This is a genomic window from Paraburkholderia azotifigens (assembly GCF_007995085.1).
GTDB lineage: Bacteria > Pseudomonadota > Gammaproteobacteria > Burkholderiales > Burkholderiaceae > Paraburkholderia > Paraburkholderia azotifigens.
On the sequence record NZ_VOQS01000002.1, the window covers coordinates 17539 to 42245 of the forward strand.

Sequence of the window (24707 nt, forward strand, 5' to 3'; positions counted from 1 at the left end):
GGCCTTCCATCTAACTGAGAAGTTTCGACCCATCAGGCAAAATCCCTGTGCGGGTCGTCCAGCATTGTCCGTTTGATTGTTTTTTCGTGCTCGTCGCGAGCGGCTTCGCGCAGTGACAGGGACGAATCCCCGTCTGGCTTCTGCTCCGACCTGAGCCAGGCTGCACAAGTTACCTTCACCCTGCTGGATCCGATGAACTCTTTCACTTGTCGTGAGGCGGCGCGCTTCGCTTCGAGACGAGTGCATCAAAGTACTCGGCGGGCCGTCTTCTCGTCGGTGAGGGCTTGAGCAACGCTGGCTGGCGGTGCTGCAATCGATGTGACCCTGAGTCACTGACAGGGCCATCCCACGGTCCGAACGCGCCGGGTGAATCTCGACACCAGTCGTGTGCACCGTCCGGGAATCAACGTCTGGGTCCCCTCATACCTTCGGTTTCCATGGCCGCATTCCGCTCCTCGTCTGCCTCAATGGGTTCCATGGTCTCGTCGATGGAAGCTGTCGCCCGCTCCGCGGCTGCCCTGGTTTCGTCGACGGTGGCGCCGAGTCCTTCGTCTTCGTTGCCCGGTGGCTTCAGCATGTCTTCAAGCATGGCCGCCAACTCCGGCGTGTCCCACGGCGTGCCATGCTGCTTTTGCCTCTTTATGTAGTGCCTGACTTCTGCGTCCTGCTCCGGCGTCAAGGGAAGACCGCGAAAAGTGCTTTGGGGGGTAGCGTCGGCCATGGTGCTGCTCCGGGACTTGTCCTGTTTATAGTGTAGCCCCGCTGTGGAGAGGAGGCCTTAATTATCGGTCTGTGCATCGACTGACTCGTCCATTCGCATCAACTGTCCGGCGCGCGGATGTTACCAGTCGTGCTACTACGTGTCTGCGTAGCTTGCGCGATCGATGCTTGTGGCGGCGCCGGGTTAGCGCCATCAGGCGACGCTATGCCCGGGCGGAACAACGTGAGCAGATGACATGGTTGAGCAAAACGGCTGGAGGCGGAAGAGACGTACTCCGAACGTGACATACGTCCTTCGATTCATCTGCAGGCGGCCCCGGCGCTTCACGGTCGCGCGCGAAACCGACGCAAATTGCGATGGGTCATCAAGGGTGGCATGAGCCATGACAAAACTGTCCTGGCAGTTTACCGTCGCGCGCTCGCTCAAAATCGGTGCGCTCGTAGTTCCCGGCTGCGACCGGATCAGACATAGATGGGAGTATCGACCCAATTTGGATACCCATCGGTTACGAAACCGACTGGGCGCAGCGTTTCAGCCCAGATCTCGAAGCTGGCGTCTTCGACAAGCCGGAATGAAATTGCTCGTGTCACGGCGCTGCCAGTACGAGTTGAGGGCTGCTGCAAAAGATGTGGGCGATGTCCACCTGAAGGCGAAGGCAGAAGAAAAATAGGTCTACCATTGATCTTTCCGTCTTGTTGCGGCGCTGGAACCGGAGGTCTTCATGCAACGAACAGTCGAATATCGCGGGTTCGAAATTCACATTGATCTACTTTCCACATCGACGGATATGTTCGATGTCTGGTTTCGCATCGACGGACCCATCAAGCCTCCTGGTGTGGCAGCGCTCGGCGAGCGCATCAAAATCCGAGGTGGCCCGTTTTCCCGACGTTGGGCCTATTTTGTTGCGGAGATCGCCGGTCACGCCGCTGTCGATGTAATCCTCGGGCCCGCTGATTAGACATGAGCTGCGGGACGCGTCGTACCGGGTAAGGAGGGTGTTACAAGCTGCACGTGCGCTGCCTTCGTTGTGCGCCAAATTTCCTCGAAGAGCGAAAAGAACAGCGAGACGCGGCGGAGAACGCGACGGGTGATGACATGCCCGTTACACCGGACAGCAAGACACGAGACGTTGATGAAGATCAGGCAGAACACCGAAACAGTGGTGAGAAACGCAAGAGGGTGCCCAGAAACGGCAGGTTTCCCTGAAATCGAGGCTCGGTGAATGAGTACGGCTGATGCTTTTCCTCCGGTCACCTAAAATATAACTAATGCTCCAACCTCAAGGGAGGCTGCCATGAGCCAGTCAATGATCAGCTTTGTAGTGGGGATTGCGGTGGTGCTATGCGTCGCGGTATTTGCAGCCACACGGTATAGGCGAGAACACAAGGACGGGTCCGTTGTCCGTTGGCTAGACACGCATCCGATCCGCGAATGGATGCGTCATAAGCACTGAACGACCTAGCACAGGACTTTCGGAAGTGCCGGGGCACGGAAGCGCCATTTCTCTACCGCGTAATCTGTCGGCCGGTGTAAATCGAGAACTAATTGAAAAGGATGATATGACGTACGCAATGTGGGGCATCGTGATCGGGCTGGCGCTGTTGTTCGGCGCGTCGCTACGGCGATATAGACGCAGCCTCCTCCGGAAGCGGGAGACCCGTTGGCTGGATGAACACCATGTCATGGACAGGCTGCGCAAGCAATTCGGACGGTAGCTTCGAAAATGACACACGTTGGCAGATTGCCAGGCGGCAAAGACTGTTTTTGAAGGAGCAGGCGAAATGACCCTGAATTACGCAGGCAGGTCACACGACGAAGCGGTGGCGGCACGGCACGGGCAGAAACAAAAGGCGCAGGAACAGGCCGGCGGCGAGATGGCGGTAGAAGGGACGGAGGCCGACGCGGAGCATAGTTGCGGCGAGTTGTCCGAGCGGGGCAAGCAGGTATGGCGAACTGGAAGCGGGATCAACGGTGGGGGAAGGAGTGAGGTGGCCGCGTCGATCTGATGGGTGCGGGCGGAGCAATTCATTCCGTTCGCATCGCTCATGAATCGGAAGCTGGTGTTGAACCTAGCCGGTGAACATGGGCAACGCGGCGAGGCGCTGCGCGGGCCACCGGCTATCGCGTCCCACTTCGACCGGTAACCCGGCGCGATCGTGCCCAATCCACCTACGCCGCGGTCTTGAGGGGCGTCACCGTGGCCCCTGCCACGATCGCCTGCAGGTTTCAGGATTCGAAAGCGAACCAACTGCTGGCAGTGCTACCCGATGCGGAGTGGCAGCGCCTCGCACCCCACCTCGTGGAGGTCGACATGCCGCTCGGGCAGGCCGTCTACGAGTCGGGTGGCCAGCTCGAGCATGTCTATTTTCCAACCACGTCGATCGTTTCGCTGCTATACGTGATGGAGGATGGCGCGTCTGCCAAAATTGCCATCGTGGGCAGGGAAGGAATCGTCGGCATCGCGATCTTCATGGGTGGGGAAACCACCCCGAGTCGCGCGATCGTGCAAAGTGCCGGCCATGCAGTCATCGCCACATCGAGGTGCTTGACCGGCCAGGTCTCGAACGGCATGTCTGCGAATGCTACGCCGTGGTGAAGCGGGAATTCGATCGCCTGTTGCCAGATTTGAAGACGCTGTGACCGAAGCGCATGTGCGACATAGATCATTCGGCCAATACGATGTGGCGGGTCGACCTCACGTCGATTTGTGCTCAATTTCATCGAATGATCTGAGCAGTCTGGCCACGCGCTTTATGCCATCGGGAATCAGATCCTGATGCATAGACAGCGATGTAATACGACGCCGCCAGTACGGTAGTCCAAGGGCATTTCCCCGGACAAGTAGCGGAATGACCCGTTCGAGGTGGTTCAGGTCTTTTTCAAACTGAGCACGTGGCATCAGTACCCCTGAAGAAACTTGTCGTTGCCTCGGGCAAGAATCGACGACGTTCAGGATTGCATAAAGCTGCGGCCTGAACCCAGCTATTTCTTGCTGTACCTGATCCATTGCTTCGGCGTCTTATATTGAATTTGTCCAACGTCTCTCGCGTTATGTTCCGGCGCCACAGGCATGCCATCGTCCGTCGCATTCTCCGCGGCTTCTCTCTGTCTCCTGCTTTCCGCTAGTTCTTCCGCATTCACTTGGTCGTCAATCATGATGCACTCCTACTGTGAGACAAACTGGTTCGCCAACAGACGGCTGGCGGCGTCCTAAAGTCGGGACGAAGCGACACATCGCAACTACGCGTTCGATTCTTAAGGTCCGTCGTAGCGCGACCGGCGTCACCCGTCCACGAAAACCCGCCGGGTACACGCGCCCAGGACGATTGCCATCCCTATCGGTTCTCAAGTTCATGTACGGCAGCCAGCGTGATGAACGCTGAGCGCGTCATATGACGTTCTTTTGCCGCCACATCGACTCGCTGCAGCAGACTCTCAAGCAGGCTCAATTGAATGCCTACAGCTTTTGAGGTAACCCGCGCCAGGTTGATGTCGATAAACATCCAGATCCCTTCCCCGTCGTCCACGTCGAGCGCATGCAATTCCGATGTACTGCAGGTGGGAGCAGGTATGAGTTGCTCGCTGCGGTCGTACATCAACTCGACCATCTCTTGCGCGTTGCGCTTCAGTTCGCCCAACGAATTGCCGCGCACATCGGCGCGGGGCAAATCGGGAAAACTGGCGCGAAAGCCGGTGTCGCCATCGCGGTGGACGTAAAGTGGATATTCCATGACCTGCTCCCCTCGAGCGGTCGACTGACTGGCATTCGGTGTGTCAGAGTTCGGTCGCCTGAACCTTGCCGTCTATGATGTCTTTGCCGTATTGCATCGCGAGGTCGACGGCGTCGTCCTCGTTGGTGGGACTTGCTGTACCGAATAACGTTGAATAGCGCCCGGCCTTGACCCCGGCGGCCGGAATGGGGTCAATTCTCACGATGCACGAGAACTGCCTTTGACCTTTGGCATACGGATCGCGATGCAGGGGGAATTCCTGTCGAGGGTACGCGCTGAGCGCGTACCCTCTGTATTCGATGGTGGGGATGGACATGATGACGTGCTCCTTAAGCGGTGCTGACCGTCATTGAACAGTGTCTATCCGGATGCGAAAAAGGGCGGCCAGGTACATCTGGATGGCTTCACAATGCGCTCAATGCCACTGCATAGCAATCTAAATCTTAACGGCGCAAAAGGGGAAGCCGGCGACTTGCCGGCTTCCCCATCAGGCGGTGAGACCGCCCAGCGACCTGCTCGTGCAGAGCGCCGTTTTCGTGCTTGCACGCAAGCCGCGCATCGCTATCGCCTATGCGATGTCAGGTACTGCGGCGTTGCCGGGCGTACACATGCCGGCCGCGTGCTGGACGGTTTCCTGCATCATTCCCTGGGACCGCATCATCCCACCGATCGCAGACTGCATCGCGGCGTAGGCTGCGTCAGCACCAAAGGGAGTGGTCTGTCCAAGGTTGGCCGCCAGCTGCTTGCCGATGGCGTTGTACCGGTTCTGCAGGTCCTCGCCGGCCTGTGTCACGGCTGCCATGAACTGCGAATCGATCTGTCGGACATGCTCCGCATACGCCAGGGCGCGCTCGAAAAATTGCTGCGACAGGCCGACCGCGCCAGTGGATGACGGTAGTCCGGATGGCAGCGATAACAAGACGGCTTTTCCTTCGTCCAGCATCGCCTTTAGGGCTGCGAGATTGAGATGAGTCAGCTTCTGCAAACGCTCAAACCCTTCATTCTGCAAGCCGAAAAATACCGGCAATGTACGCAGGCCGAAGTCAGCGGATTGCTCAACAGCGGTGGTGTTCATTGAATGCTCCCGAATCGACCCGGCACGTGCGTCCAAGGGATTTCGGAGGCGAGTGTCTCGTTAAAAGATCAGCAGGTCGGAGCGACTAGCACTGCCAATGCTGCGCCGCAACAACACCCACTGTATACCTTTCCCGTCGGATGTACAGCGATTCCGGAAAGCAGATCCGGCCGGACCGAACCGACAGGCCGTCGTCGTTCGATCATATAGTTTCACGCGGTGGGCGCCCCCGGTACTTTATCGCTCGATGTCTTGCTGGACGTGAGCAGGTTCTTCAGCGCTTCCATCTGCTCCTTCTGAATGTTCAGCAATTCGGTCCATTGCTCGTCACGCAGGATATCCACCTTTTCATGCAGCAACATGATTTCGAGTTCGGCCTTCAGATTGATTTCGTAGTCGTGCTCGGCGGACATTCGGTCCTTGTATGACTGCCTGTTCTGGGCCATCAGGATGATGGGAGCTTGGATGGCCGCGAGCATCGAGAGAAACAGGTTGAGCAGAATGTAGGGGTATGGATCAAAAGTCTCGCTGTACTTCGCCAGAATCACCGAATTCAAGCCAACCCAGACAATCATGATCACGATAAAACACGTGATGAATATCCACGATCCGCCGAAGGCCGCCACGGCATCGGCTGCGCGCTGGCCTCGCGTCATCGCGGCATCCAGTTCTTTCGCCGCATCTCTTGCTACGTGTCGGCGCTCCGCGACCAGCCGCGCAACATTCTTCGCGCGCTCGTCCAACGCTTCATAGGGTACGCCGAAGAATTTCTCGGCAAGCTCAGCGGGCTTTTGCATTTTGCACTCGAGGTAGTCGCGTCTGTCGAAGAGGGTTCTCTGCTACGGCCAGATCGCTGAAAACGCTTCGCAACCGCGAGCTGAAATCAGCGCACACTGCTTGAACACTCGCGCTTTCTGGCGAGCACCGATACCACCGGAGTAGTGTGATGGCAAAAGGTCAGTTGCGCAGCAATCGCGAAGCAAAGAAACCGAAGCAGCCGAAAAAGCCGCCGCCGGTTTGGTCGCCGTCCAGACCGGTCCCACCCAGCGCACGGTCGAATTCTGCGGAAGCGCAAAGAAAGCGTTGAGGACGAACTCGTCCAGGCAACTCGTCGGCGTCGCATCGATGCCTGACAACATTGTCTCAAGTTCATCCAGTCGCGGCTTCGACGATCCTCGCTTGCCACAACGCAGGCGTGGCTCTTCATGCGCATGCCGTCGGTGCTCGCCCGACCGATTTCCCGTAGGCCGATGGACCGACAGCGATACTTCTCTCAGAGCGCATGCCGTTGGCTTCGGCACGTGACATGGATTTGTATCGCTGGGCTCTATCGATCCGGCCACGCCACAGCGCCTCATTGGCGAGCGGATCGCCGGAATCACGAGTCATGATGCATCTCCAGATCGGGCATAAAGACGCCGAACCGCCGGATAAGCGCCACGCCCGCATGTGACATGCCATGGAAGTCCCTTGAATAGGGACCGATTGCGGGCGGCCTTTCCCAGTTCGTCGCAATGGCCTGCTCGCCGTAAACAGTGCCACCCGAACGACCCGGGTTGCAAGGGGCCGATGCGTTCCCGAGAACCTCGGGGATCCATTCTGCGGCGCGCGTGTGCTGATGGATCGCAATCCTCCAAACGCGTATCAGCGCGTGCTGGCTGCATTGATCAAGGAAGACCACCTGGACCGGCACATCCGGCGCATCCGTGGCGTCTATGCGGATCGCCGTGCGCGAACCATCGAGACCATCGGACGACTATTGCCGGAAGAAGTCGCCTGGTTGCAGCCGAGCGATCAGGGAATACACCTCGTGCTCTGGCTGGGCGGAGGCGTCGACGACAGATCGGTGGCATCGCTCGCGGCCGAAAGGGGCGTCGCCGTGCGGGCGGTGTCTCCGGTGTATTCCGGCGGAAACGGTCCGATGGGATTGATGCCGGGTCTCGGCGGTTTCGGCGATGAGGAGATCGAAACTGCCACGCGATGTCTCGCCACGACTATTGGAACTGTGGCAAAAGCTCCTCGCAGTGCGAACCCGCCGAGAAAGGAAACGGGAAGTAAATAGCGACGACAATCTGAAAGCTGCTCAATGTCCCTTCCTGTCCGATGAGCGGTCATTCCGACCAGGAGATTGACTGTCGGTAGCTGGCCCGTACCCGGTCCGACGATGAGTCCGCGGAGGCACCACCGATGATGCCTCCGCATCAGGCAGCAATCGACCCTATATAGATAGTCCGTCCCGTTTTCATCGATACTGGTGGGACTGGCAGCTCGCTGCCAGTCGAGGCGGGAGCGGGTCGCGGCGTTGTTCTCTTCATTGCAGCGACGGCAGTGCCACAAACGATCTTCGTTGTATGTTGCGCGTTGCCGCCGTCGCAAAACGGCGGCAGTAAAGGTTCCTGTCAAACGGGTCCAATACAACACTTGGAGAATCCCCCAATGAAACAGTCTCGTCGCACGTTTCTGATTACGAGTCTTGGCGCCGCTTCGGCGCTCGCCCTCTCACGCCAGGCGTTCGCCGATGCACCGCACGTTAGCGAAAGCGACCCGACCGCGGTAGCGCTCGGCTACAAGGAAGACGCAACCAAGATCGACAAGGCCAAGTACGGGTCGAAGTACGTGGCCGGCTCAATGTGCAGCAACTGCTCGCTGTATTCGGGTAAGGCGGGCGATGCTTTTGGCCCGTGTGCACTGTTTGGCGGAAAGCAAGTCAACAGCAAGGGATGGTGCAGCGGCTATACCAAGAAGGCCTGATCTACAGGAAGACGTGGTCTCGACGAAGCGATCTGCGTCGGCATTGCCGCACGGCTCGCCTCGACTTCCCAATTTGGCGTTCCGATCGGTCTGCTGTCGCCGTCCTTGGGCTTAGTGGTTGAGCGGTAGATCCATCGGATGCGCGCGGAGCCATCATTTGCCCTACCGAAGGTGGAAAAGCTGCGCTGAAAAGCATGCACGACGCGCGAACGGCGCTCGTTGCAAGCGCGTTAGACGGAGCGGGAGATCGAGAATCTGTTGCGCACGCAGTGCGGGTTCTGAACGAAATCGCCGAAGGAATCGAGTTACGGCGAAAAGCCGACTGACGTTTCGAAACCTGCACGGTGGGAAGACGGTGGCCTTTCTCCCCTTACTTAGCTAGAGAGGCCCGGGGTAATCGAAGAAGGGACTTCGCCGTCCCGAGGCTATGGCCGTAAGCCGCGAATCAGCATCAAGCCATGACGGGGGCGGGTGTAGCGTCATCCATGTCGGCCTACCGGTCCAACCACCTCAAAAAAAATAATAAGCAATGGAATCAGACACAGCCGGCAATCCATTCGCGCTGGTGGGCTTAATAGTGGAAAGGGACTGGTCAGAAAGAAAGTTGCGCGCAGGTTCATGTCTTCCGGCCGGGGTTGGCGCAACGGAGGTGGGCGTGGCGCAATGGTTCACCTGTGGTCGGCTCCGAGCCGCCGAGCCGAACCGGGAGTGCCCCGACAACGGTACGCCGGCCGGACTGGATCGAGGCGGCACATCGCTGTCGGCGGGTGCATCGAGTTCACCGGTACATGAGGACCTCGCGCGAATGTCCGAACGTCATGGGCGACTCGGCGTGTACGGTTTAAAAGTTTCACTAAAACTGGCGCGAGCCTGCCCGGCTCGACGACCCCAATGAGCAATGATTACCGCTCGCGTATCAGCACTGTAACAAAATGTGACGAAGGCAGACTGGCGGCCCGGTAAGTCCCAAGAATTAGGGTATTCATCAGTCTAAACCGAGCTAAATCGGCAATATGGAAGCGCTCTCTAGGCCTCCGCGAGCATTTTTTTCCGGCAGTTATAACGATCACCGATTTTTGGCGAGTGTTTTTTTCATAAATTCCTGTTTCTTGTCTGTAACAAATTGTGACGTGCGGGCTGCCTCATGATCTTCCCCTACGCGGATTTTGTTGTGACGAATCTATGCTCCCGAGAATTGGGTGATGTCTTGCAGAGCCTAAGACGCCGCCATTGAGCCCAATTCCGCGTGAAGGTTTCATCAGACTTTTCTGTTCGCCTCCTCACATTAGCGCCCGCGCGGACCTCCAACCCCCCGATTTAACAGTTTTTCAGTTCTGAAACATTTTCTTTCACGGACTCATCAAGAGGTCTTTCATTTGGCCAAATGAACTAATGCCAGCAAGCCTTTCGGCACAGATGGCACCGTTCTGGCTACATGTACCCGCAACGGTGACCCGCACATTGCTCAACAGGATGAGCGGCACGGTTTCAGGCGCCACAGAACAGCTGACGGGGGGTTCAGTTCTGCGACGTCCGAAAACTTCGGCACTTTCTGGGCTTCGGCCGTCGATGGTGGCGAAGGTCAGGAAGCCAGCACGACGGACTCGGCCGTCGTTGAGGTTTCCGAAGTAAGTGGCGTTGGGGAGGGGGCGGGCTGGAGCGCATCGTCGAGGCGATCTGCTCCAGCACCGAACCGGTCAGCCAGGCCAAAACCGGCTGTGCAGTTGGCAGCCTTCACCAATGTCCGGTCCCGCAGCGGGCATGTTTAGTGTACCTGAGTAAAACAACTTCCTTTTCAAGGAGCTTCAAATGCAAAAAACTCTCGGCCTGATCCGTGCCTTTGTGCGTGAAGAAGATGGTGTGACGGCGATTGAATATGGTCTGCTGGCAGCGTTGATCGCGGTGGCGATCATCGCCGGTGCGCAGCTTGTCGGCACAAACCTGAATGGCCTGTTCAACTACATCGCGGGCAAGGTGACCGCACCAGCAGCGTAATCGGCGCGGCAATCGCCCTGAGCGGAGCTGCCGGGTCTTCGCGCCTAGGCAGCTCCGTGATCGGCACCGAGAAGTGAGTTCGTGAAAACTAAACGTCCTGGGGAGAAGAGATGAAAAAAGCTCTCGACCTGATCCGTGCCTTTGTGCTCGAAGAAGATGGGGTAACGGCGATTGAATATGGCCTGCTCGCGGGATTGATCGCAGTGAGCATCATCGGCGGTGCTACCGCCCTCGGCGAAGGACTCGGCCAGTTTTTCACCGGCATCGGTAATTGGTTCGGCGCCGTTACGTTGCCTTAAAAACAATCACGGAACGGCCTCATCGTCTATCGCGGGTCGATCTGATTTTGCCGCAGCACAAACGGGGGAACGCCATGAACGCTTTTGACTTTCCTGTTGGGGCATGCCTGTTGGGGCTGCTTGGCGCAGCCGCGGGCATGGACCTGCACGCACGGCGCATTCCAAACGTGCTGGTGCTCACTGGCCTTGTGCTGGCGTTCGCCGTGCAGTGGTGGCAGCACGGTGCAGCTCAGGGGTACTCGGCGTGGGGACTCGGATTACTGACTGGCGGGGGCCTGTTTCTTCCGCTCTATCTGCTGCGCGGCATGGGCGCGGGCGACGTGAAGCTGATGGCGATGGTCGGCGCCTTCGTCGGACCAGAGCCGGCGCTGGAGATCGTGCTGGTGACCTGCGTCATTGGCGGCGTCTGGGCGCTGGCGGTGGTGGTCTTCAGGCGCGCGTTGAAGTCGACCGGCACCAACATGCTGGCCATCCTGCTTTCGGGGAGTGGGCTGAGCGGCAGTCTGTCTGAAACAGGAGAGGACGCCGCACCGTCTTCTGTCGGGTCGCTGCCGTATGGCGTGGCCATTGCCCTGGGCACGCTATGCATCATGGTTCTGAACTCGGGGCAGAGCATCGGTTGATGCGCGCAGCCTGATTCATTTCAGGAAGAGAGCCCACGTCGAGGGGCAAGAGAAAGAAAAGACAGCAGAAAAGGCAGCAGACAGAGAAGACTTCGTGCAATGCACGGGACCAATCGGGGGTACAACGTGAAAGACGAACAACACACGGCGCCGCAAGCGTCGGCCGACGTGACGCGCCTCCACGACGCAAGCCGCACACGGTCAGACGCGGACCCGGCCGAAACGAGCCTGCTCGCCCGTGCGCCGCGGACCATCGCTGAAACGGGCCTTGACCAGAACTTCCTTCTTGAACTCGTCGCGAAGTCCGCCTTCGTGATGGGCAAGGTGTCGCTGTCCCAGCTTGTGCAACGCCTCAAGCTCGGGGCAAGCGTGCTCGACAGCGTCGTGTCGTTCGGTGTGCGGGAACGGATTCTCGAAATCGTCCGGCGCGGGGCCAGCGACCTCGATGTCGAACTGCAGTTGACGGAAGGCGGCCGTCAGCGTGCGTCCGAATTCATGAACCGCTGCCGTTACGTCGGCCCGGCGCCCGTATCGCTTGCCGCCTATGAAGCGGCGCTGAAGCGGCAATCCGTGCGGCACATGCACGTGACGTATGCGCAGGTGCGCGCGGCCTTTGCAGGGCTGACGGTCAGGACTTCGCTGCTCGACGACATTGGCGGTGCGGTCAACAGCGGCAAGCCGGTGATCTTCTTTGGGCCGCCGGGCAGCGGAAAAACTTCGCTTGCCGAACGATTGGGCAATCTGCTGCCGGGCCGCGTTGCAGTGCCCTATGCCGTTGCCGTCGAGAACGAAGTGATCCAGATTTTTGACCCGCTGATCCACGAGCCGGTCACGATTGCCTCGCACGACAGCGCGTTGGGTGCGCCCGCCGATGCGCGCTGGCAGATCTGCCGGCGGCCCACGGTGCTGTCGGGCGGCGAGCTCACGCTCGACATGCTCGAGCTGCGTTACGACGCATCCAGCGGCTTCTATCAGGCTCCGCCGCACGTGAAGGCCAATGGCGGTCTTTACGTGGTCGACGACCTCGGCCGTCAGCGTGTCGAGCCGGCTGAACTGCTCAACCGCTGGATCGTGCCATTCGACCGCGGCCGCGACATGCTCACCCTGCATACGGGCTTGCGTTTCTCGCTGCCGTTCGAAGTCTGGGTGGCATTTTCGAGCAACTTCTCGCCGGTCGATCTGGGCGACGAGGCCTTCTTCCGGCGCCTCGGCTGCAAGCTGTATGTCGGTGCGCTCGACGTCGCCGAGTACCGGGCCGTGTACGAGCGTCGCTGCGAAGAGCTGCGCGTGGTCTCGGACGACGATGCATTCGAGTATCTCGTGCATCACCTGCACATGACGTCGGGCAGGCCTTTGCTCGCCTGTTATCCGGGTGACCTTCTGCGCATCGTGCTCGCCAATGCGAAGTACCTGGATCAGCCGGCCATCGCCGACGCGCTGAATCTTCTGCGCGCCTGGAACGCCTTTTTCGCGGTGGTCGGTGAGCACGACACGCCACCGCCGCAACAGCAAGGCGCCGCTGAGAGAAGCGCAAAAAAATCAGCGGCCGGTTAATGGACCGGTTAAACGGCCGGAAACGCTAGTCAGGAAACAGGTCAGGCATCAGGGAGAGTTGTCATGAAGAACATACGTGCGTTGGTGATGTTGCTGGTTGCTGCGGTGGCCGGGCTCGGTGCGGTAGCAATGGCATCGCGCTGGCTGATGGACAGGTCGTCGGGCATGACGGCCAAGGTTGCCGTCGCGGCCGTCGACATCAATCTCGGGCAACGGCTGAATACAGAATTCATCAAGATGGTGGACTGGCCATCGGGCAGCGTACCGCCGGGCGCGTTCACCGATGTCCAGACGCTCGATGGGCGCGTGATGAAAAACAGCGTGCTGCGTGGCGAGCCGATCCTCGAAGGCAAGCTGAGCCCGGTGGGCACCATGGGCGGCCTTTCGGCTGTGATCGGTGAAGGGCGCCGCGCCATCACCGTGCGCGTGAACGACGTGATCGGCGTCGCGGGCTTCGCGCTGCCAGGCAACTACGTCGACATCATCGTCAGCACGCAGCAGGACAAAGGCAGCGACAAGGGTTCGAACAAGGACGAGAGCATTTCGAAGATCGTGCTCGAGAAGATCCTCGTGCTCGCCGTCGCCCAGGAAGTCGGCCGCGACGAGACCAAGCCGAAAGTGGTCAATGCCGTCACGCTCGAAGTCACGCCTGAACAGGCAGAGAAGCTCGATCTGGCGCGCAGTGTGGGGACGTTGTCGCTCGTGCTGCGCAACCAGGTCGACACGGCAACGCTGCCGACTGCCGGCGCGACCAAGTTCACGCTGCTCGGCACGCAAGCCCCAGTGGCTGCCTCGGCGCCCGCGGCAGCACCGGCACGCCCCGTACGTACGCACTATGCGGCACGCCCGGCTGCGCCGCGTGACTGCATCGGCGTGCTGTCGGGGGTGCTGGGCAGTCTCGAATGTTTCTAGACCGGTTGCGGCCGTTCTGACCGGGTCGCCGCGGCTGGCAACAACAAGGCAGGAACGCAAGTCTCGACTTGCAAATATCGGGTAACGGGGGCATGACCAAATGAAAACGAAACCGGGATTCTCGCGCGGTAACAAGCAGCACCGCTGCTCACTGGGCAGCACGGCGCTCGTCGCGGCGCTTTGCTTTGGGCTCATGGCCGCGCAGACCAGCGCGGCGCAGGAGGCGATCGAAGCACCGATGCTCGCCAAGCGCGGCGCGACTCCACCGCTGCCGGCCGCGCGAGGCGCAACGCCGATGATGATGGCGATGGCACCCGCGCCGGCAGCAGCGGCGATGAGTGGGCCCATCCCGTTGCGCGGCCCGAGCTGTACGGGAGAAATCCGCGATGAGACCAACGTCACCGTGCCGGTCGGCAAATCGGTACTCGTCCCGCTTCTCGAGCCCGCGCGCAACCGCACGCTCGGCAACCCCGTCGTTGCGCAGGCCGCGCTGGTGTCGCCTCGCACGCTCTACGTCGTCGGGATGACGGTCGGCACGACCAACATGATCGTGCAGGGCAAGGGCGGCTCGTGCCAGATGATCAACGTGATCGTCAGTGTCGACGCCGAGGGACTGCAGCAGGCGCTTCGGCAGCTGATGCCGGAAGAGCGGGGCATCCGTGTGTCGACGGCGGCCGGCAACCTGGTGGTAAGCGGTCATGTGTCGAGCGCACCCGCTGCGCAACAGGCCATGCAGATCGCACAGGCCTTCGCGGACTCGCAACCCACGCAGCAACAGCAGGCGGCCTCGTCGAATTCGGGCAACGGGACGGCGAGCGTGAGCCAGCAGAGCTCGAGCACCACCAAGACGGCTGCCGTCATCAACATGATGTCCGTCGACTCGCCGCAGCAGGTGATGCTGGAAGTCAAGGTAGCGGAGGTGTCGAAGACGCTGATCAACCAGCTGGGTTCGGCAGTCAACATTCAGGGCGGCTTCGGTTCGTGGGCGGGGGCGCTGGTGAGCAACCTGCTCGCGGGCGTGACGAGTGCGCTAGCCGTCAGCAAGGCCAACAACCGTCCGTTCAACCTGGCGGTCGATGCACAGAAGACCGACAACCTGATCAAGATTCTTGCGGAACCGAACCTCGTGACGATCAGCGGACAGGAGGCCACGTTCCTCTCGGGCGGCAAGATCTTCATTCCCATTCCCCAGAGCAGCGGTAACGGCGTATCAAGCATCACGCTGCAGCAGGAAGAGTTCGGCGTCGGGCTCAAGTTCACGCCGACCGTGCTGTCTGGAGGGCGGATCAGCCTGAAGGTGGCGCCTGAAGTGTCCGAACTGTCACCCACGGGTGTGGCGGTCTCGGCTTCCGGCTTGTCGGGTGTTTCCATCCTGCCGCTCATCAACACGCGTCGCGCGTCGACGGTCGTGCAGATGCACGACGGCGAGTCGTTTGCGATCGGCGGGCTGTTGAGCAGCAACGTGACAGGTGCGCTGAAAGCCGTTCCCGGTCTGGGCGAAGTGCCCGTTCTCGGCGCATTGCTTCGCAGCACGTCGTTCCAGCAGGACCTGACGGAACTGGTGTTCATCATCACGCCGCACCTCGTGAAGCCACTGCAGACGCCGAACTATCCGCTGCCGACGGACAGCTTCTCGCAACCGAATGAAGCTGACGTCTATGCGACGGGCAACATGGAAGGCCGCCACGGCAAGTATTCCGCCGCGCCCGCCGGGACCGAGCCGGGTAATGCGCCAGCGCCGGCACCTGTGCCCGCACCTCAGGCGCCCGCCGCACCCGTGTCGAATGCACTGCCGCCGCACGACACGCAGGCCACGATGAGTGCGCCCGCGCAGCCGGCCGCGTCCGGTAATGCAACGCCGCCGCAGAAGGCCGAGCCGTTGGCTCAACCCGTAGTGCTCAATCCGGTGACGGACGAGCAGGCAGCACGGATTGCCCGCATCGAGAGCACCGCCCGCCGGATCGCTGCACGCGAGGGACGGCAGGACGTCGCGAACACCGATGCGTCACGCCATGCGCTGGACCACTGAAGTCACGCCAAGGGGAATCTGATGAAACTCGCACATATTGTTTTCGCGCGCCGGGCAGCGCTCGCGGTGTCGGTCTGCGGCGCGCTGGCTGGATGCATGTCCAGCACGCCGATCTGGGATGCGCATAGGGGTGAAGCACTGAAGACGGTCACCCAGGCGCAGATCATCGATCCGCATGCAGCTGAACACGCACAGTCGACACCCGGCATCGATGGCACGTCCGCCGCTTCGGCGATGGACAGCTACGACAAGTCCTTCCGCGCGCCGACGCCGTCGCCGAACGCATTCGTCATCGGCGTAGGCAGCGGAACTTCGGGCGGCGGCGGCCAGTAACAGAAACCTGCATAGGAGATCGTCATGCGTCGCGTCAATCGTTCTGGTGCATACGGTGCTGCGCATCGGCGTGAGCGCGGCGTCGTGGCGATCATCGTCGCACTCACGCTTGCGGTGCTTGTCGCCTTCGCCGGTCTCGCGCTTGATCTGGGCAAGCTGTATGTCGCGAAAACCGAACTATCCAACGCTGCGGACGCGTGCGCACTGGCAGCGGCGCGCGACCTGACGAAGGCGGTCTCGCTTGCGGCACCCGAAGCCGCAGGCATGACGGTTGGATCGACCAACCGTGTGGTGCTGCAGAGCGAGAACGTCTCGCTCAGCACCAACAGCAACGTCACGTTCAGCAAACAGTTTGCCGGTCCCTATCTGACCAAGGACCAGTTCACGGCGGCGGATGTGCCCAGCATTGGCTACGTGCGCTGTACGGTGAGCCGCACGGGTATAGCCAACTGGTTCATGCAGGTGCTCGACGCCACACTCGGCACGTCGGCCGTTGCCGCGACCGCCGTGGCGTCGACCACGCAATCGCAGACGACCTGCGCGCTGCCCGTTGCCATCTGCAAGCCGGCCGCCGGCAGCGCCTACAACGTGGGGGACTGGGTGTCCAGCAAGGTAGGTTCGGACAATCAGTTGACGGGCAACTTCATGTGGGTGGCGTACCCCGGCCAGAATGTGCCGGACATGAAAACGCTTCTCACGGGTTCGGGACAGTGCACGTTGCCGACACTCGGTACACAGGTCGGCCATACCGGCAACATCCAGAGCATGGACGACGCCTGGAACACCCGTTTCGGTATCTACCATGGCTCATACAATCCGCCGCCGGATCCCACCGGGATATCCGATTTCACGGGCTTTGCCTATTCGCCGGTGACGCAGCTCAACGGATCGTATCCGACGAGGAATGTCTTTCCGGATTTCCGAGACAACCAGCGGCCGAATCACACGCCTTATCAGGGCTACTCCAAACCGACGAATCTCCTGGAGGTTCAGGGCACGACCCAGTCGAGCACCTACTACTCGAGTGGCGCCGACCGGCGGCTGGCGCTTGTGCCGGTGACCGACTGTTCTGCATTACAAAACAGTCAGCAATCATCGATCCTGTCATGGGCCTGCGTGCTGATGCTGCACCCGATGGAGAAGGGCGGCAGCAAGAGCGGGCTTGACGGCACGATCTACCTGGAGTACCGCGGTGACGCGACCGATCCGTCCACGCCCTGCGCAACACAGGGTATCCCGGGAAGCACTTCTGCTGGCACCGGGCCAATGGTGCCGGTGCTGGTTCAATAGGGGGACTGTCATGCACTCGCAAAGAAAATCGATGCGCAGGATGCAGGGCGCGGTGGCTGTCGAGTTCGCGCTTCTGGCAGTCCCGCTGATCACGCTGCTGCTTGGCATCGCCGAGTTTGGCCACGCGTTCTATCAGTACAACACGGTCGCGAAGTCAGTGCGGGATGCGACGCGTCTGCTGTCGGCGTATGACCCGACCGACGCCGCCGACTATCCACTTGCACAAGCCCAGTGCCTTGCTGTCTATGGCACGCCAGACTGTTCAGGTTCGCCTCTTGTCGATGGCCTGAAAACGAACATGGTCGTGGTGTGTGACCAGGTCAACACTGCCGGGTGCACAGGACAGTTCAAGAACGTGCCAACCAATCCGGCTGCCGAGACGATCAATCTTGTTCAGGTCAAGGTCACCGGCTATCCGTACTCGCAGATCACCGGGTTCTTCAATCTTGGGGGGCTGATCTTCGGGGACATCAGTTGCGTCATGAGGCAGGTGCTATGAACAGGCTCAACATCCATCGTCTACCCGGCGCCCGTCGCCAGGGTGGCGTCGCCGCGCTCGAGTTCGCCTTGATATCTACGGTGTTCTTCACGCTGCTGATCGGCATCATGGAGATGGGACGCGTGCTGTTCTACTGGAACACGGCGGGGGAGGCCACGCGGATGGGTGCACGAGTGGCCGTGGTGTGCGACATCAACAGCAGCCAGAACGCGAACAACCCGGTGATCAGGGACATGCAGCAGCTGCTGCCGATCCTGCAGCCTTCCAACGTAACCGTGACGTATGCGCCCGCGGGCTGCGACGCCACGTCATGTACTTCGGTCACAGTTTCCATCGCCAACGTTGCGGTCAATACGGTCGTGCCCTTCGTACCATTCAACCTGACCATGCCGCCATTCTCGACGAGGTTGCCAAGAGAAAGCCTGAACAGCGTGGGCGGGACCAATCCCACCTGTAGCTAAGCCATCGCCCGTGACAGGAAGAATGAAATGATCGACATCCTCATAATTTCACCCGATCCAGCGCATGCCGGCGCGATTGCGCGGACTGTGGAGGCGGGAGATTCCCACCATCGCGTCAGGAATTCGACGGCAAGATTGCCTGATCTCTGCACGAACAAGGAGGCGCTCGATGGCGTCGAGCTGCTGATGTTTGACGGCGCGCAACTGACACAACAGGACTTCGACGCGCTCTCGGCTATTGCGACGAAGCATGCCGATCTGACCTGCATGTTGCTGACGCCGTCGCCGTCCGCGGAGCTGCTTATTCGCGCCATGCGCGCGGGGGTGCGGGACGTCCAGCCGTGGCCGGCCGATCCTCAGGATTTGCGGCATGCCGTCGAACGCATCGCCATGAAGTCGAACCGCACGCGACGTGAAGGCAGGGTAATTTCATTCATTTCCTGCAAGGGCGGAAGCGGCACATCGTTCCTTGCGGCAAATGTGGCCTTTGCGGCGTCGACAGCGGGTAAGCGCGCGCTGCTGATCGACCTCAACCAGCAATTCGGCGAAGCGGCTTTTCTCGTCTCGGAAGTTACACCGCCCGCGACGCTGGCCGATGTAAGTGCACAGATCGAGCGGCTCGATCCCGCGTTTCTCGATGCGTGCCTGACCCATGTCAGCGACGGTTTCGATGTGCTGGCGGGTGTGCCCGATCCAGCCAAGGCGAAAGAAATCAAGCCCGAGCATCTGCAGCGCATCCTGAATCTGGTGAGGCACAACTACGATCTCGTCATATTCGATATCGGCCAGAGCATCAGCAATGTATCCATCGCGGTGCTCGACCAGAGCGACTGCATTTTCCCGGTGCTGCAACTGAGCCTGCCGTATCTGCGCGGCGGTCGGCGTTTGCTCGATATCTTCCGCTCGCTCGGCTATCGCGGTGACAAGGTGCGCGTGCTGGTCAATCGCTATGAAAAGAAAGGGCCGGTAGGGTTACCAGAACTGGAAAAAGCATTGGGCCTGCGGGTGGCCACCGTGATTCCGGAAGACGGCGCTTCGGTGTCGGCGTCGATCAATCAGGGCGTGCCAATCCTGCGGCTCGCCCGATCGAGCGGCGTGGCCAAAGGCCTCCGTGAACTGGTGCGCTCGCTGTCGCCGCAGCCCGAGACGGAACGGGGCAGCATCTTGCAGAAATTCTTCAACAGGCCGGCGCTGGGCCGGGCGTGAGCGAGGAGATAAAAAATGGAAAACGTCTTGACGTTGCGCGAACAGTTTTTCGATCAGGGTGGTGCGTCCGCCCAGGATGAGAACCTCAGCCGCAACCGGATGGCCAGGCGCGCGTATCAGGAGCTCAAGAGAAACGTCCACCAGGCCATCATCGATCGCGTCGAGCTGGAAAAGCTGCAGCGTCTTTCGACCGAACAGATCCAGCATGAACTGGCACAGCTGGTCGAGCGCATCGTTGAAGAAGACAACGTGCCGATCAACGAGGTCGAGCGGCGGCAGCTCGTGCGCGACGTGCGCGACGAGATGCTCGGCTTCGGCCCGCTCGAAGCGCTACTGGCCGATCCAACTGTCTCCGACATTCTCGTCAACACGTACAAACATGTTTATGTAGAACGGCGAGGCAAGCTGGAAATGACGGACGTGACGTTCTACGACGATGCGCATCTGATGAAAGTGATCGAGAAGATCGTGTCGCGCGTGGGCCGCCGTGTCGATGAGTCGAACCCGATGGTCGATGCACGTCTGCCGGACGGTTCGCGCATGAACGCGATCATTCCGCCATCGGCCGTTGACGGGCCCTTGATGTCCATTCGCAGGTTCGCGGTCAATCCGCTGAGCGTGAAAGACCTGATCGAGTACCAAAGCGTCACGCCGCCGATGATGCAGCTGCTCGAAGCGCTGTCCGCTGCGAAGGTGAACGTACTGATTTCGGGCGGCACGGGCAGCGGCAAGACGACTCTGCTCAACGTGCTGTCTGGATTCATCCCGTCGGACGAACGGATCGTCACGATCGAAGATGCGGCCGAGCTCCAGTTGCGCCAGATGCACGTGCTGCGGCTCGAGACGCGTCCGCCCAACATCGAGGGAAAGGGCGAGATCACGCAGCGCTCGCTGGTGCGCAATGCACTGCGGATGCGGCCAGACCGGATCATCCTCGGCGAAGTGCGCGGCGCGGAGGCGCTGGACATGCTGCAGGCCATGAACACCGGCCACGAAGGTTCGCTTGCAACAATACACGCCAACACGCCGCGCGATGCGCTGACGCGACTCGAAAACATGATCGGCATGGCGGGGCTGAATCTGCCGCCGAAGTCCGCACGCCACCAGATCAGCTCGGCGATCGGTGTCATCGTCCAGGCCGCCCGTCTGACGGATGGGCGCCGCAAGATCACCAGCATCTCGGAAATTACCGGCATGGAAGGCGACATCATCAACATGCAGGAGATCTTCACGTTCAAGCGCTCCGGAGTCGACAAGGACGGGAAGGTGTGCGGGCATTTCTGCGCGACGGGCGTGCGCCCGAAGTTCTCCGAGCGGCTGCAGGCGTTCGGTGTCGCGGTGCCTGATACGTTGTACGACCCGACCCGGCACTATCCGGTGTAACGGAGGAAAACGGCCAGGCGAAAAGAGGTAGCGACAGGCCGCTGCTCAATGGAGAGGGGAATCCTCATGAACTTCGCATTCTATGCATTTGTCATTCTGGTGTTCTTTTCGATCATCCTGCTGATCGAGGCCACCTATCTCTGGTGGCAAAGCAAGCACAGCAGTGAGGCAAAGCGCATCGAGAGCCGTATCCGCATGATGTCCGCCGGCGGACACGGCAATGACAAGGCGGTGTCGATTCTCAAGCAGCGTGAGTTTAGCGCATCGCCGCTGTTGACCCGGCTTCTGCTGTGGGTGCCGCGCATTCACTCGGTGGACCGCTGGCTGGTTCAATCCGGGCTGAACTGGTCGGTGGGAAAGTTTGTCGCTTACACCGTGTTCCCGCCGCTCGTGGTATGGCTCGCAGGAACCATAGTCTACGTGCCGATACTGGCGCTTCTCGCCGCGATGCTCGTCGCCAGCATGATCGCGACGTTCAAGGTCAGCCGCGCGAAGAAGAAGCGTATGAAGCAGTTCGAGGAACAGTTGCCCGAGGCTGCCGACATGATCGGCAGGTCGCTTCGGGCCGGACATTCATTCTCGACAGCGCTCGGCATGGTCGGCGATGAAATGCCCGAGCCGATCGGCAGCGAGTTTCGCACGGCGTTCGATCAGATCAATTTCGGCGTATCGCTCAATGATGCGCTGGGCGGGCTCGCGAACCGCATACCGATCAGCGACCTGCGCTATTTCGTGATCGCGATTCTGATCCAGCGGGAGAGCGGCGGCAACCTGGCTGAAATTCTCGGCAACATCAGCCAGATCATCCGAGCCCGGCTGGCGCTGCTCGGCAAGGTCAGGGTGCTGTCGGCTGAAGGGCGGCTGTCGGCGTGGGTTCTGGGAATTCTGCCGTTTGTGGTGGCGTTCCTGATCTCCATTCTGAATCCGGGCTTCCTTCGGGTGCTGTGGACCGACCCGACTGGCATCAAGCTGGTTGGCGCGGCGCTTGTCATGATGGTGTTCGGCGCGATCTGGATGCGCAAAATCATCCGTATTCACGTTTAAGGAAAGCGTGTCAATTTCATTAATTGAGGATGGGGTGATCCCATGCCCGCCATGAAAACAGAACAAATCATATTGCTAGCCGCAGTATTTGCGATCGTCGCTCTTGTTTCTCTCGGCGCGATGACACTACTGATGCCCAACTCGATAAACCGGCGCCTCGGCAAGCTCACCAGCAGCGACGAGTCGTTGCCGAAGGTGGCGGACGGCGAGGTGGCGCAATGGGTGAGAAAGATTGCGGAGGCTTCGAAGCCGATTGCGAAACTCGCGATCCCTAAAGAGGGTTGGGAACATTCGGCGCTGCGCACGAAGTTCATGCATGCTGGCTGGCGCAGCGAGTCTGCTCCCGGGATTTACTTTGCTGCCAAGACGATCCTCGTGATCGGGTTGCCGCTTGTCTGCCTCATGGTGGCCGGCCCATACCTGTCGAACGAGAAGAGTCATCTGCTTCTGCTGTTGCTGCTCGTGCTCGCAGGCATCGGCTACTACCTGCCCAATATGGCGCTTGCACGCCGAGTGCGCCAGCGACAGCAGACTGTCTTCGAGGACTTTCCCGACGCGCTGGACCTGCTCACGGTCTGCGTGGAAGCGGGCCTCGGGCTGGATGCAGCGCTGATGAAAGTGGCCGATGAAATGCACGTCAAGAGCCGGACGTTGAGTGATGAACTCCAGCTTCTGCTGCTCGAGCTGAGAGCGGGCTTGAGCAAGGAAACGGCGCTAAAGAACCTGGCAATGCGCACGGGCGTCGAGGAGATCGACGTGCTGGTCGCCATGCTGATTCAGGCCGAGCGCTTCGGCACCAGCATGGGCGAATCGTTGCGCGTGCACTCGGACAATCTTCGGCTCAAGCGACGGCTTAAGGCGGAAGAGGCCGCCGGAAAGATTGCGGTCAAATTGCTGTTTCCGCTGATGTTCTGCATATTTCCGACGCTGATGCTGGTATTGCTGGGTCCGGCGTTCATTCAGGTTCTTCGCGTGCTGCTGCCGACGATGGCTGGCTACGCAGGCGGCGCAGTGCCAATGCAGTGATGGACGGAGGACTCATGACACATGCCCCTAACGAACGCGTAGATATCGTCAGACTCAGGTTCATGCTGGGCGTCAAGCTGGCGGCCTTCAACCAGTTTGTGGCCGCGCAACTGGGACTTAACGTTACTGACCTGGAATGCCTCGAAGCCGCCTATTACGACGAGGTGCAACCCGTCACACCTGGTCGGCTGTCCAAACTGATGGGACTATCGCCAGGCAGCATCACGAGTTCCCTGAAGAACCTCGAAAAAGTCGGACTGATAAGCCGTGAACCCGATCCGACGGATGGGCGGCGTATCCTGTTGCGTTTTATTCCAGGTAGTCGTGCAACGATAAATGCCTGTTTTGAACCGGTCAACCGTAACCTGGCCGATCTTGATGGCACGCTCGGTAATGAGGAAATGGAAAGCGTAAAAAAGTACTTTTTCGGATTGCTTAAAATCATTGACGACCACATGGCCGAAAACCAGCCAGTTTGCTTGACACTGAGGCGATTATGAGGTCGTCGTCGCGTGATCTTGTCATGACGTTTTAATCTCCGGATGACGCGCTTTGGCTTTTGGCATATCGAGGCGATTCAATAATTCAAATAATCAGGTGTTCGAGTGTTAATAGGGGGGAAACCATGAAATTCTTACTAGGCTTGGGTGCGGGGGTGCGGTTAGATATGGTCGCCGCGTCAATACTTCGGACGAGCAAGGATGACGAGCAGGTGACATGGCCCGCGAAGTACAGCCATCTAGGGCCGTACGAGACTGCGGAATCAGCGATGGGGGACGGGACAGGCGGCCTAGTGCCATTTGCGGTGGCGGCTGGAGAGGAGCACGTGAAACGTGCCACTGCCGAAGGCATGGATCCCGTCACGCTCCAGTTCATACTGGACGCCTTCATACCACGCTCTTTTCTGTAACGAACTGCTGAAAATCATTGAAGCTACCTGGCAGGCAGCCAGGCAGGCTGACAGACGCCGGTCGAGCGAAGAGCAGCATAAAGGCAACGCACAGGATGGCCCTATCCATCCGCAGAGTCTGACGAAAACACTGAACACAACGGGGCAAGGGTATGAGTACAATCGTCGATGAAGTCAGTAGCTCGGGAGTGCAATCCGCGACATGTTCGGAACCCGTTGCCCTCCCGGCTTCACCAGGGGTCGTGGATGTGCTGTTCGAAGCGACAGCACGGGCATGCGCAGCTGTGATGCTGGGTGTCTTCAGCTATATGGCGATTCTCCAATGGCTTGCAGATCCTGGACGTATCACGTTATTGTTACTGGTCGTTGCGGGATGCTTCACGGTGGGCCTGTCGCTGTTCTCCCGTGTCCCTGTCCGGCGGGACTGGACGCCGTTCACGTACATCTGTTCGATGGGCGCTACGTACTACTTTCTCGCGGTTCGACTCGGGCCAGGTGTCCAGATTGTACCGGAGGCGGTGGGCGCGGCGTTTCAGGTTGCCGGGATCTGCTGGCAGATCTTTGCAAAGGCTTCGCTACGCCGCTCGTTCGGGATATTGCCTGCGAACCGCGGGGTCGTTTCCACAGGTGCGTACCGTTTCATAAGACATCCGATGTATCTCGGATATTTCATCGCAGACGTCGGCTTCCTGCTTTCGAACTTCGGCATACAGAACCTGTTGGTATACGTGATCCTGTCGGCGTTACAGGCGGGCAGAATCGCGCGGGAGGAACGGCTCTTGAGCAACGACGCGCTTTATCGTGCGTACAGAAGCAAGGTGCGATATCGCGTCCTGCCGGGACTCTACTGAATGAGTTATCGCGA

Annotated in this window: 28 protein-coding genes and 1 pseudogene; 21 read left to right on the forward strand and 8 right to left on the reverse strand. The window is 59.9% G+C overall.

What is annotated here, in order from left to right; genetic code table 11:
• Positions 1 to 403 precede the first annotated feature (403 nt).
• A complete protein-coding gene (locus FRZ40_RS16845) occupies positions 404 to 721 on the reverse strand; it encodes a hypothetical protein (protein ID WP_147234870.1) in 318 nt (105 codons plus the stop codon).
• A 721-nt stretch (positions 722 to 1442) separates the two neighbouring features.
• Between FRZ40_RS16845 and FRZ40_RS16850 the strand changes: the two genes are divergently transcribed.
• The 3 genes and pseudogenes from FRZ40_RS16850 to FRZ40_RS16860 all read left to right on the forward strand — a co-directional run bounded on the left by FRZ40_RS16850 (position 1443) and on the right by FRZ40_RS16860 (position 3361).
• Entirely contained in the window at positions 1443 to 1679 is a 237-nt protein-coding gene (locus tag FRZ40_RS16850; protein ID WP_147234871.1) for a hypothetical protein, read from the forward strand.
• Between the two features lie 823 nt (positions 1680 to 2502).
• Positions 2503 to 2727: a hypothetical protein gene (locus FRZ40_RS16855; protein ID WP_147234872.1), complete on the forward strand. Its 225-nt coding sequence runs from the start codon at positions 2503 to 2505 to the stop codon at positions 2725 to 2727.
• A 206-nt stretch (positions 2728 to 2933) separates the two neighbouring features.
• A pseudogene (locus FRZ40_RS16860) lies at positions 2934 to 3361 on the forward strand (Crp/Fnr family transcriptional regulator).
• 55 nt (positions 3362 to 3416) lie between these two features.
• Here FRZ40_RS16860 and FRZ40_RS16865 read toward each other — a convergent pair.
• The 7 genes from FRZ40_RS16865 to FRZ40_RS44060 all read right to left on the reverse strand — a co-directional run bounded on the left by FRZ40_RS16865 (position 3417) and on the right by FRZ40_RS44060 (position 6666).
• Positions 3417 to 3728 carry a hypothetical protein gene (locus FRZ40_RS16865; protein ID WP_240057207.1) on the reverse strand — a complete coding sequence of 104 codons (312 nt, stop codon included), beginning with the start codon at positions 3726 to 3728 and terminating at the stop codon, positions 3417 to 3419.
• Positions 3704 to 3877, reverse strand: a complete 174-nt coding sequence (locus tag FRZ40_RS44410; protein ID WP_167528668.1) for a hypothetical protein — start codon at positions 3875 to 3877, stop codon at positions 3704 to 3706. Before FRZ40_RS44410 ends, FRZ40_RS16865 begins: the two co-directional genes overlap by 25 nt.
• A 179-nt stretch (positions 3878 to 4056) precedes the next feature.
• Positions 4057 to 4452: a type II toxin-antitoxin system HicB family antitoxin gene (locus FRZ40_RS16870; protein ID WP_147234873.1), complete on the reverse strand. Its 396-nt coding sequence runs from the start codon at positions 4450 to 4452 to the stop codon at positions 4057 to 4059.
• Between the two features lie 43 nt (positions 4453 to 4495).
• The gene (locus FRZ40_RS16875; protein ID WP_147234874.1) at positions 4496 to 4768 is read right to left on the reverse strand and encodes a hypothetical protein; all 273 of its coding nucleotides are present in this window, start codon (positions 4766 to 4768) and stop codon (positions 4496 to 4498) included.
• A 252-nt stretch (positions 4769 to 5020) separates the two neighbouring features.
• Positions 5021 to 5527, reverse strand: a complete 507-nt coding sequence (locus FRZ40_RS16880) for a phasin family protein (protein WP_147234875.1) — start codon at positions 5525 to 5527, stop codon at positions 5021 to 5023.
• Between the two features lie 212 nt (positions 5528 to 5739).
• Entirely contained in the window at positions 5740 to 6324 is a 585-nt protein-coding gene (locus tag FRZ40_RS16885; protein ID WP_147234876.1) for a DUF1003 domain-containing protein, read from the reverse strand.
• Positions 6325 to 6366: 42 nt separating this feature from the next.
• Positions 6367 to 6666, reverse strand: coding sequence for a hypothetical protein (locus tag FRZ40_RS44060; RefSeq protein ID WP_158647011.1), 300 nt, complete (start codon positions 6664 to 6666; stop codon positions 6367 to 6369).
• A 479-nt stretch (positions 6667 to 7145) separates the two neighbouring features.
• On the opposite strand from FRZ40_RS44060, the gene FRZ40_RS16890 reads away from it, so the two are divergent.
• The 18 genes from FRZ40_RS16890 (at position 7146) to FRZ40_RS16975 (ending at position 24693) form a co-directional block, all read left to right on the forward strand.
• Positions 7146 to 7589, forward strand: a complete 444-nt coding sequence (locus FRZ40_RS16890; RefSeq protein WP_147234877.1) for an aminotransferase-like domain-containing protein — start codon at positions 7146 to 7148, stop codon at positions 7587 to 7589.
• 374 nt (positions 7590 to 7963) lie between these two features.
• Entirely contained in the window at positions 7964 to 8278 is a 315-nt protein-coding gene (locus tag FRZ40_RS16895; RefSeq protein ID WP_086918210.1) for a high-potential iron-sulfur protein, read from the forward strand.
• A gap of 1809 nt (positions 8279 to 10087) precedes the next feature.
• Positions 10088 to 10273: a Flp family type IVb pilin gene (locus FRZ40_RS16900; protein ID WP_147234878.1), complete on the forward strand. Its 186-nt coding sequence runs from the start codon at positions 10088 to 10090 to the stop codon at positions 10271 to 10273.
• Positions 10274 to 10383: 110 nt separating this feature from the next.
• A complete protein-coding gene (locus FRZ40_RS16905) occupies positions 10384 to 10572 on the forward strand; it encodes a Flp family type IVb pilin (protein WP_147234879.1) in 189 nt (62 codons plus the stop codon).
• Between the two features lie 74 nt (positions 10573 to 10646).
• Positions 10647 to 11195: an A24 family peptidase gene (locus FRZ40_RS16910; protein ID WP_147234880.1), complete on the forward strand. Its 549-nt coding sequence runs from the start codon at positions 10647 to 10649 to the stop codon at positions 11193 to 11195.
• A gap of 126 nt (positions 11196 to 11321) precedes the next feature.
• Entirely contained in the window at positions 11322 to 12749 is a 1428-nt protein-coding gene (locus FRZ40_RS16915; protein ID WP_147234881.1) for an ATP-binding protein, read from the forward strand.
• 63 nt (positions 12750 to 12812) lie between these two features.
• A complete protein-coding gene (gene cpaB, locus FRZ40_RS16920) occupies positions 12813 to 13661 on the forward strand; it encodes a Flp pilus assembly protein CpaB (RefSeq protein WP_147234882.1) in 849 nt (282 codons plus the stop codon).
• Between the two features lie 100 nt (positions 13662 to 13761).
• The gene (locus tag FRZ40_RS16925) at positions 13762 to 15690 is read left to right on the forward strand and encodes a type II and III secretion system protein family protein (RefSeq protein WP_147234883.1); all 1929 of its coding nucleotides are present in this window, start codon (positions 13762 to 13764) and stop codon (positions 15688 to 15690) included.
• A gap of 21 nt (positions 15691 to 15711) precedes the next feature.
• Positions 15712 to 16023, forward strand: coding sequence for a hypothetical protein (locus tag FRZ40_RS16930; protein WP_147234884.1), 312 nt, complete (start codon positions 15712 to 15714; stop codon positions 16021 to 16023).
• 24 nt (positions 16024 to 16047) lie between these two features.
• Positions 16048 to 17313, forward strand: coding sequence for a pilus assembly protein TadG-related protein (locus tag FRZ40_RS16935; protein ID WP_147234885.1), 1266 nt, complete (start codon positions 16048 to 16050; stop codon positions 17311 to 17313).
• 31 nt (positions 17314 to 17344) lie between these two features.
• A complete protein-coding gene (locus tag FRZ40_RS16940) occupies positions 17345 to 17812 on the forward strand; it encodes a TadE/TadG family type IV pilus assembly protein (protein WP_240057208.1) in 468 nt (155 codons plus the stop codon).
• Positions 17809 to 18273 (forward strand): TadE/TadG family type IV pilus assembly protein, encoded by a 465-nt coding sequence (locus tag FRZ40_RS16945; RefSeq protein ID WP_147234887.1) that lies wholly within the window; start codon positions 17809 to 17811, stop codon positions 18271 to 18273. The genes FRZ40_RS16940 and FRZ40_RS16945 overlap by 4 nt, the downstream gene beginning before the upstream one ends.
• A 27-nt stretch (positions 18274 to 18300) precedes the next feature.
• Positions 18301 to 19479 carry a CpaE/TadZ family protein gene (locus tag FRZ40_RS16950; RefSeq protein ID WP_147234888.1) on the forward strand — a complete coding sequence of 393 codons (1179 nt, stop codon included), beginning with the start codon at positions 18301 to 18303 and terminating at the stop codon, positions 19477 to 19479.
• A gap of 27 nt (positions 19480 to 19506) precedes the next feature.
• Positions 19507 to 20862 carry a TadA family conjugal transfer-associated ATPase gene (locus FRZ40_RS16955; protein WP_420873866.1) on the forward strand — a complete coding sequence of 452 codons (1356 nt, stop codon included), beginning with the start codon at positions 19507 to 19509 and terminating at the stop codon, positions 20860 to 20862.
• A 66-nt stretch (positions 20863 to 20928) separates the two neighbouring features.
• Positions 20929 to 21906, forward strand: coding sequence for a type II secretion system F family protein (locus FRZ40_RS16960; RefSeq protein WP_147234890.1), 978 nt, complete (start codon positions 20929 to 20931; stop codon positions 21904 to 21906).
• Positions 21907 to 21948: 42 nt separating this feature from the next.
• Entirely contained in the window at positions 21949 to 22932 is a 984-nt protein-coding gene (locus FRZ40_RS16965) for a type II secretion system F family protein (RefSeq protein WP_147234891.1), read from the forward strand.
• 14 nt (positions 22933 to 22946) lie between these two features.
• Positions 22947 to 23432, forward strand: coding sequence for a MarR family winged helix-turn-helix transcriptional regulator (locus FRZ40_RS16970; RefSeq protein ID WP_147234892.1), 486 nt, complete (start codon positions 22947 to 22949; stop codon positions 23430 to 23432).
• A gap of 562 nt (positions 23433 to 23994) precedes the next feature.
• Positions 23995 to 24693 (forward strand): methyltransferase family protein, encoded by a 699-nt coding sequence (locus FRZ40_RS16975; RefSeq protein WP_147234893.1) that lies wholly within the window; start codon positions 23995 to 23997, stop codon positions 24691 to 24693.
• Positions 24694 to 24707 lie beyond the last annotated feature (14 nt).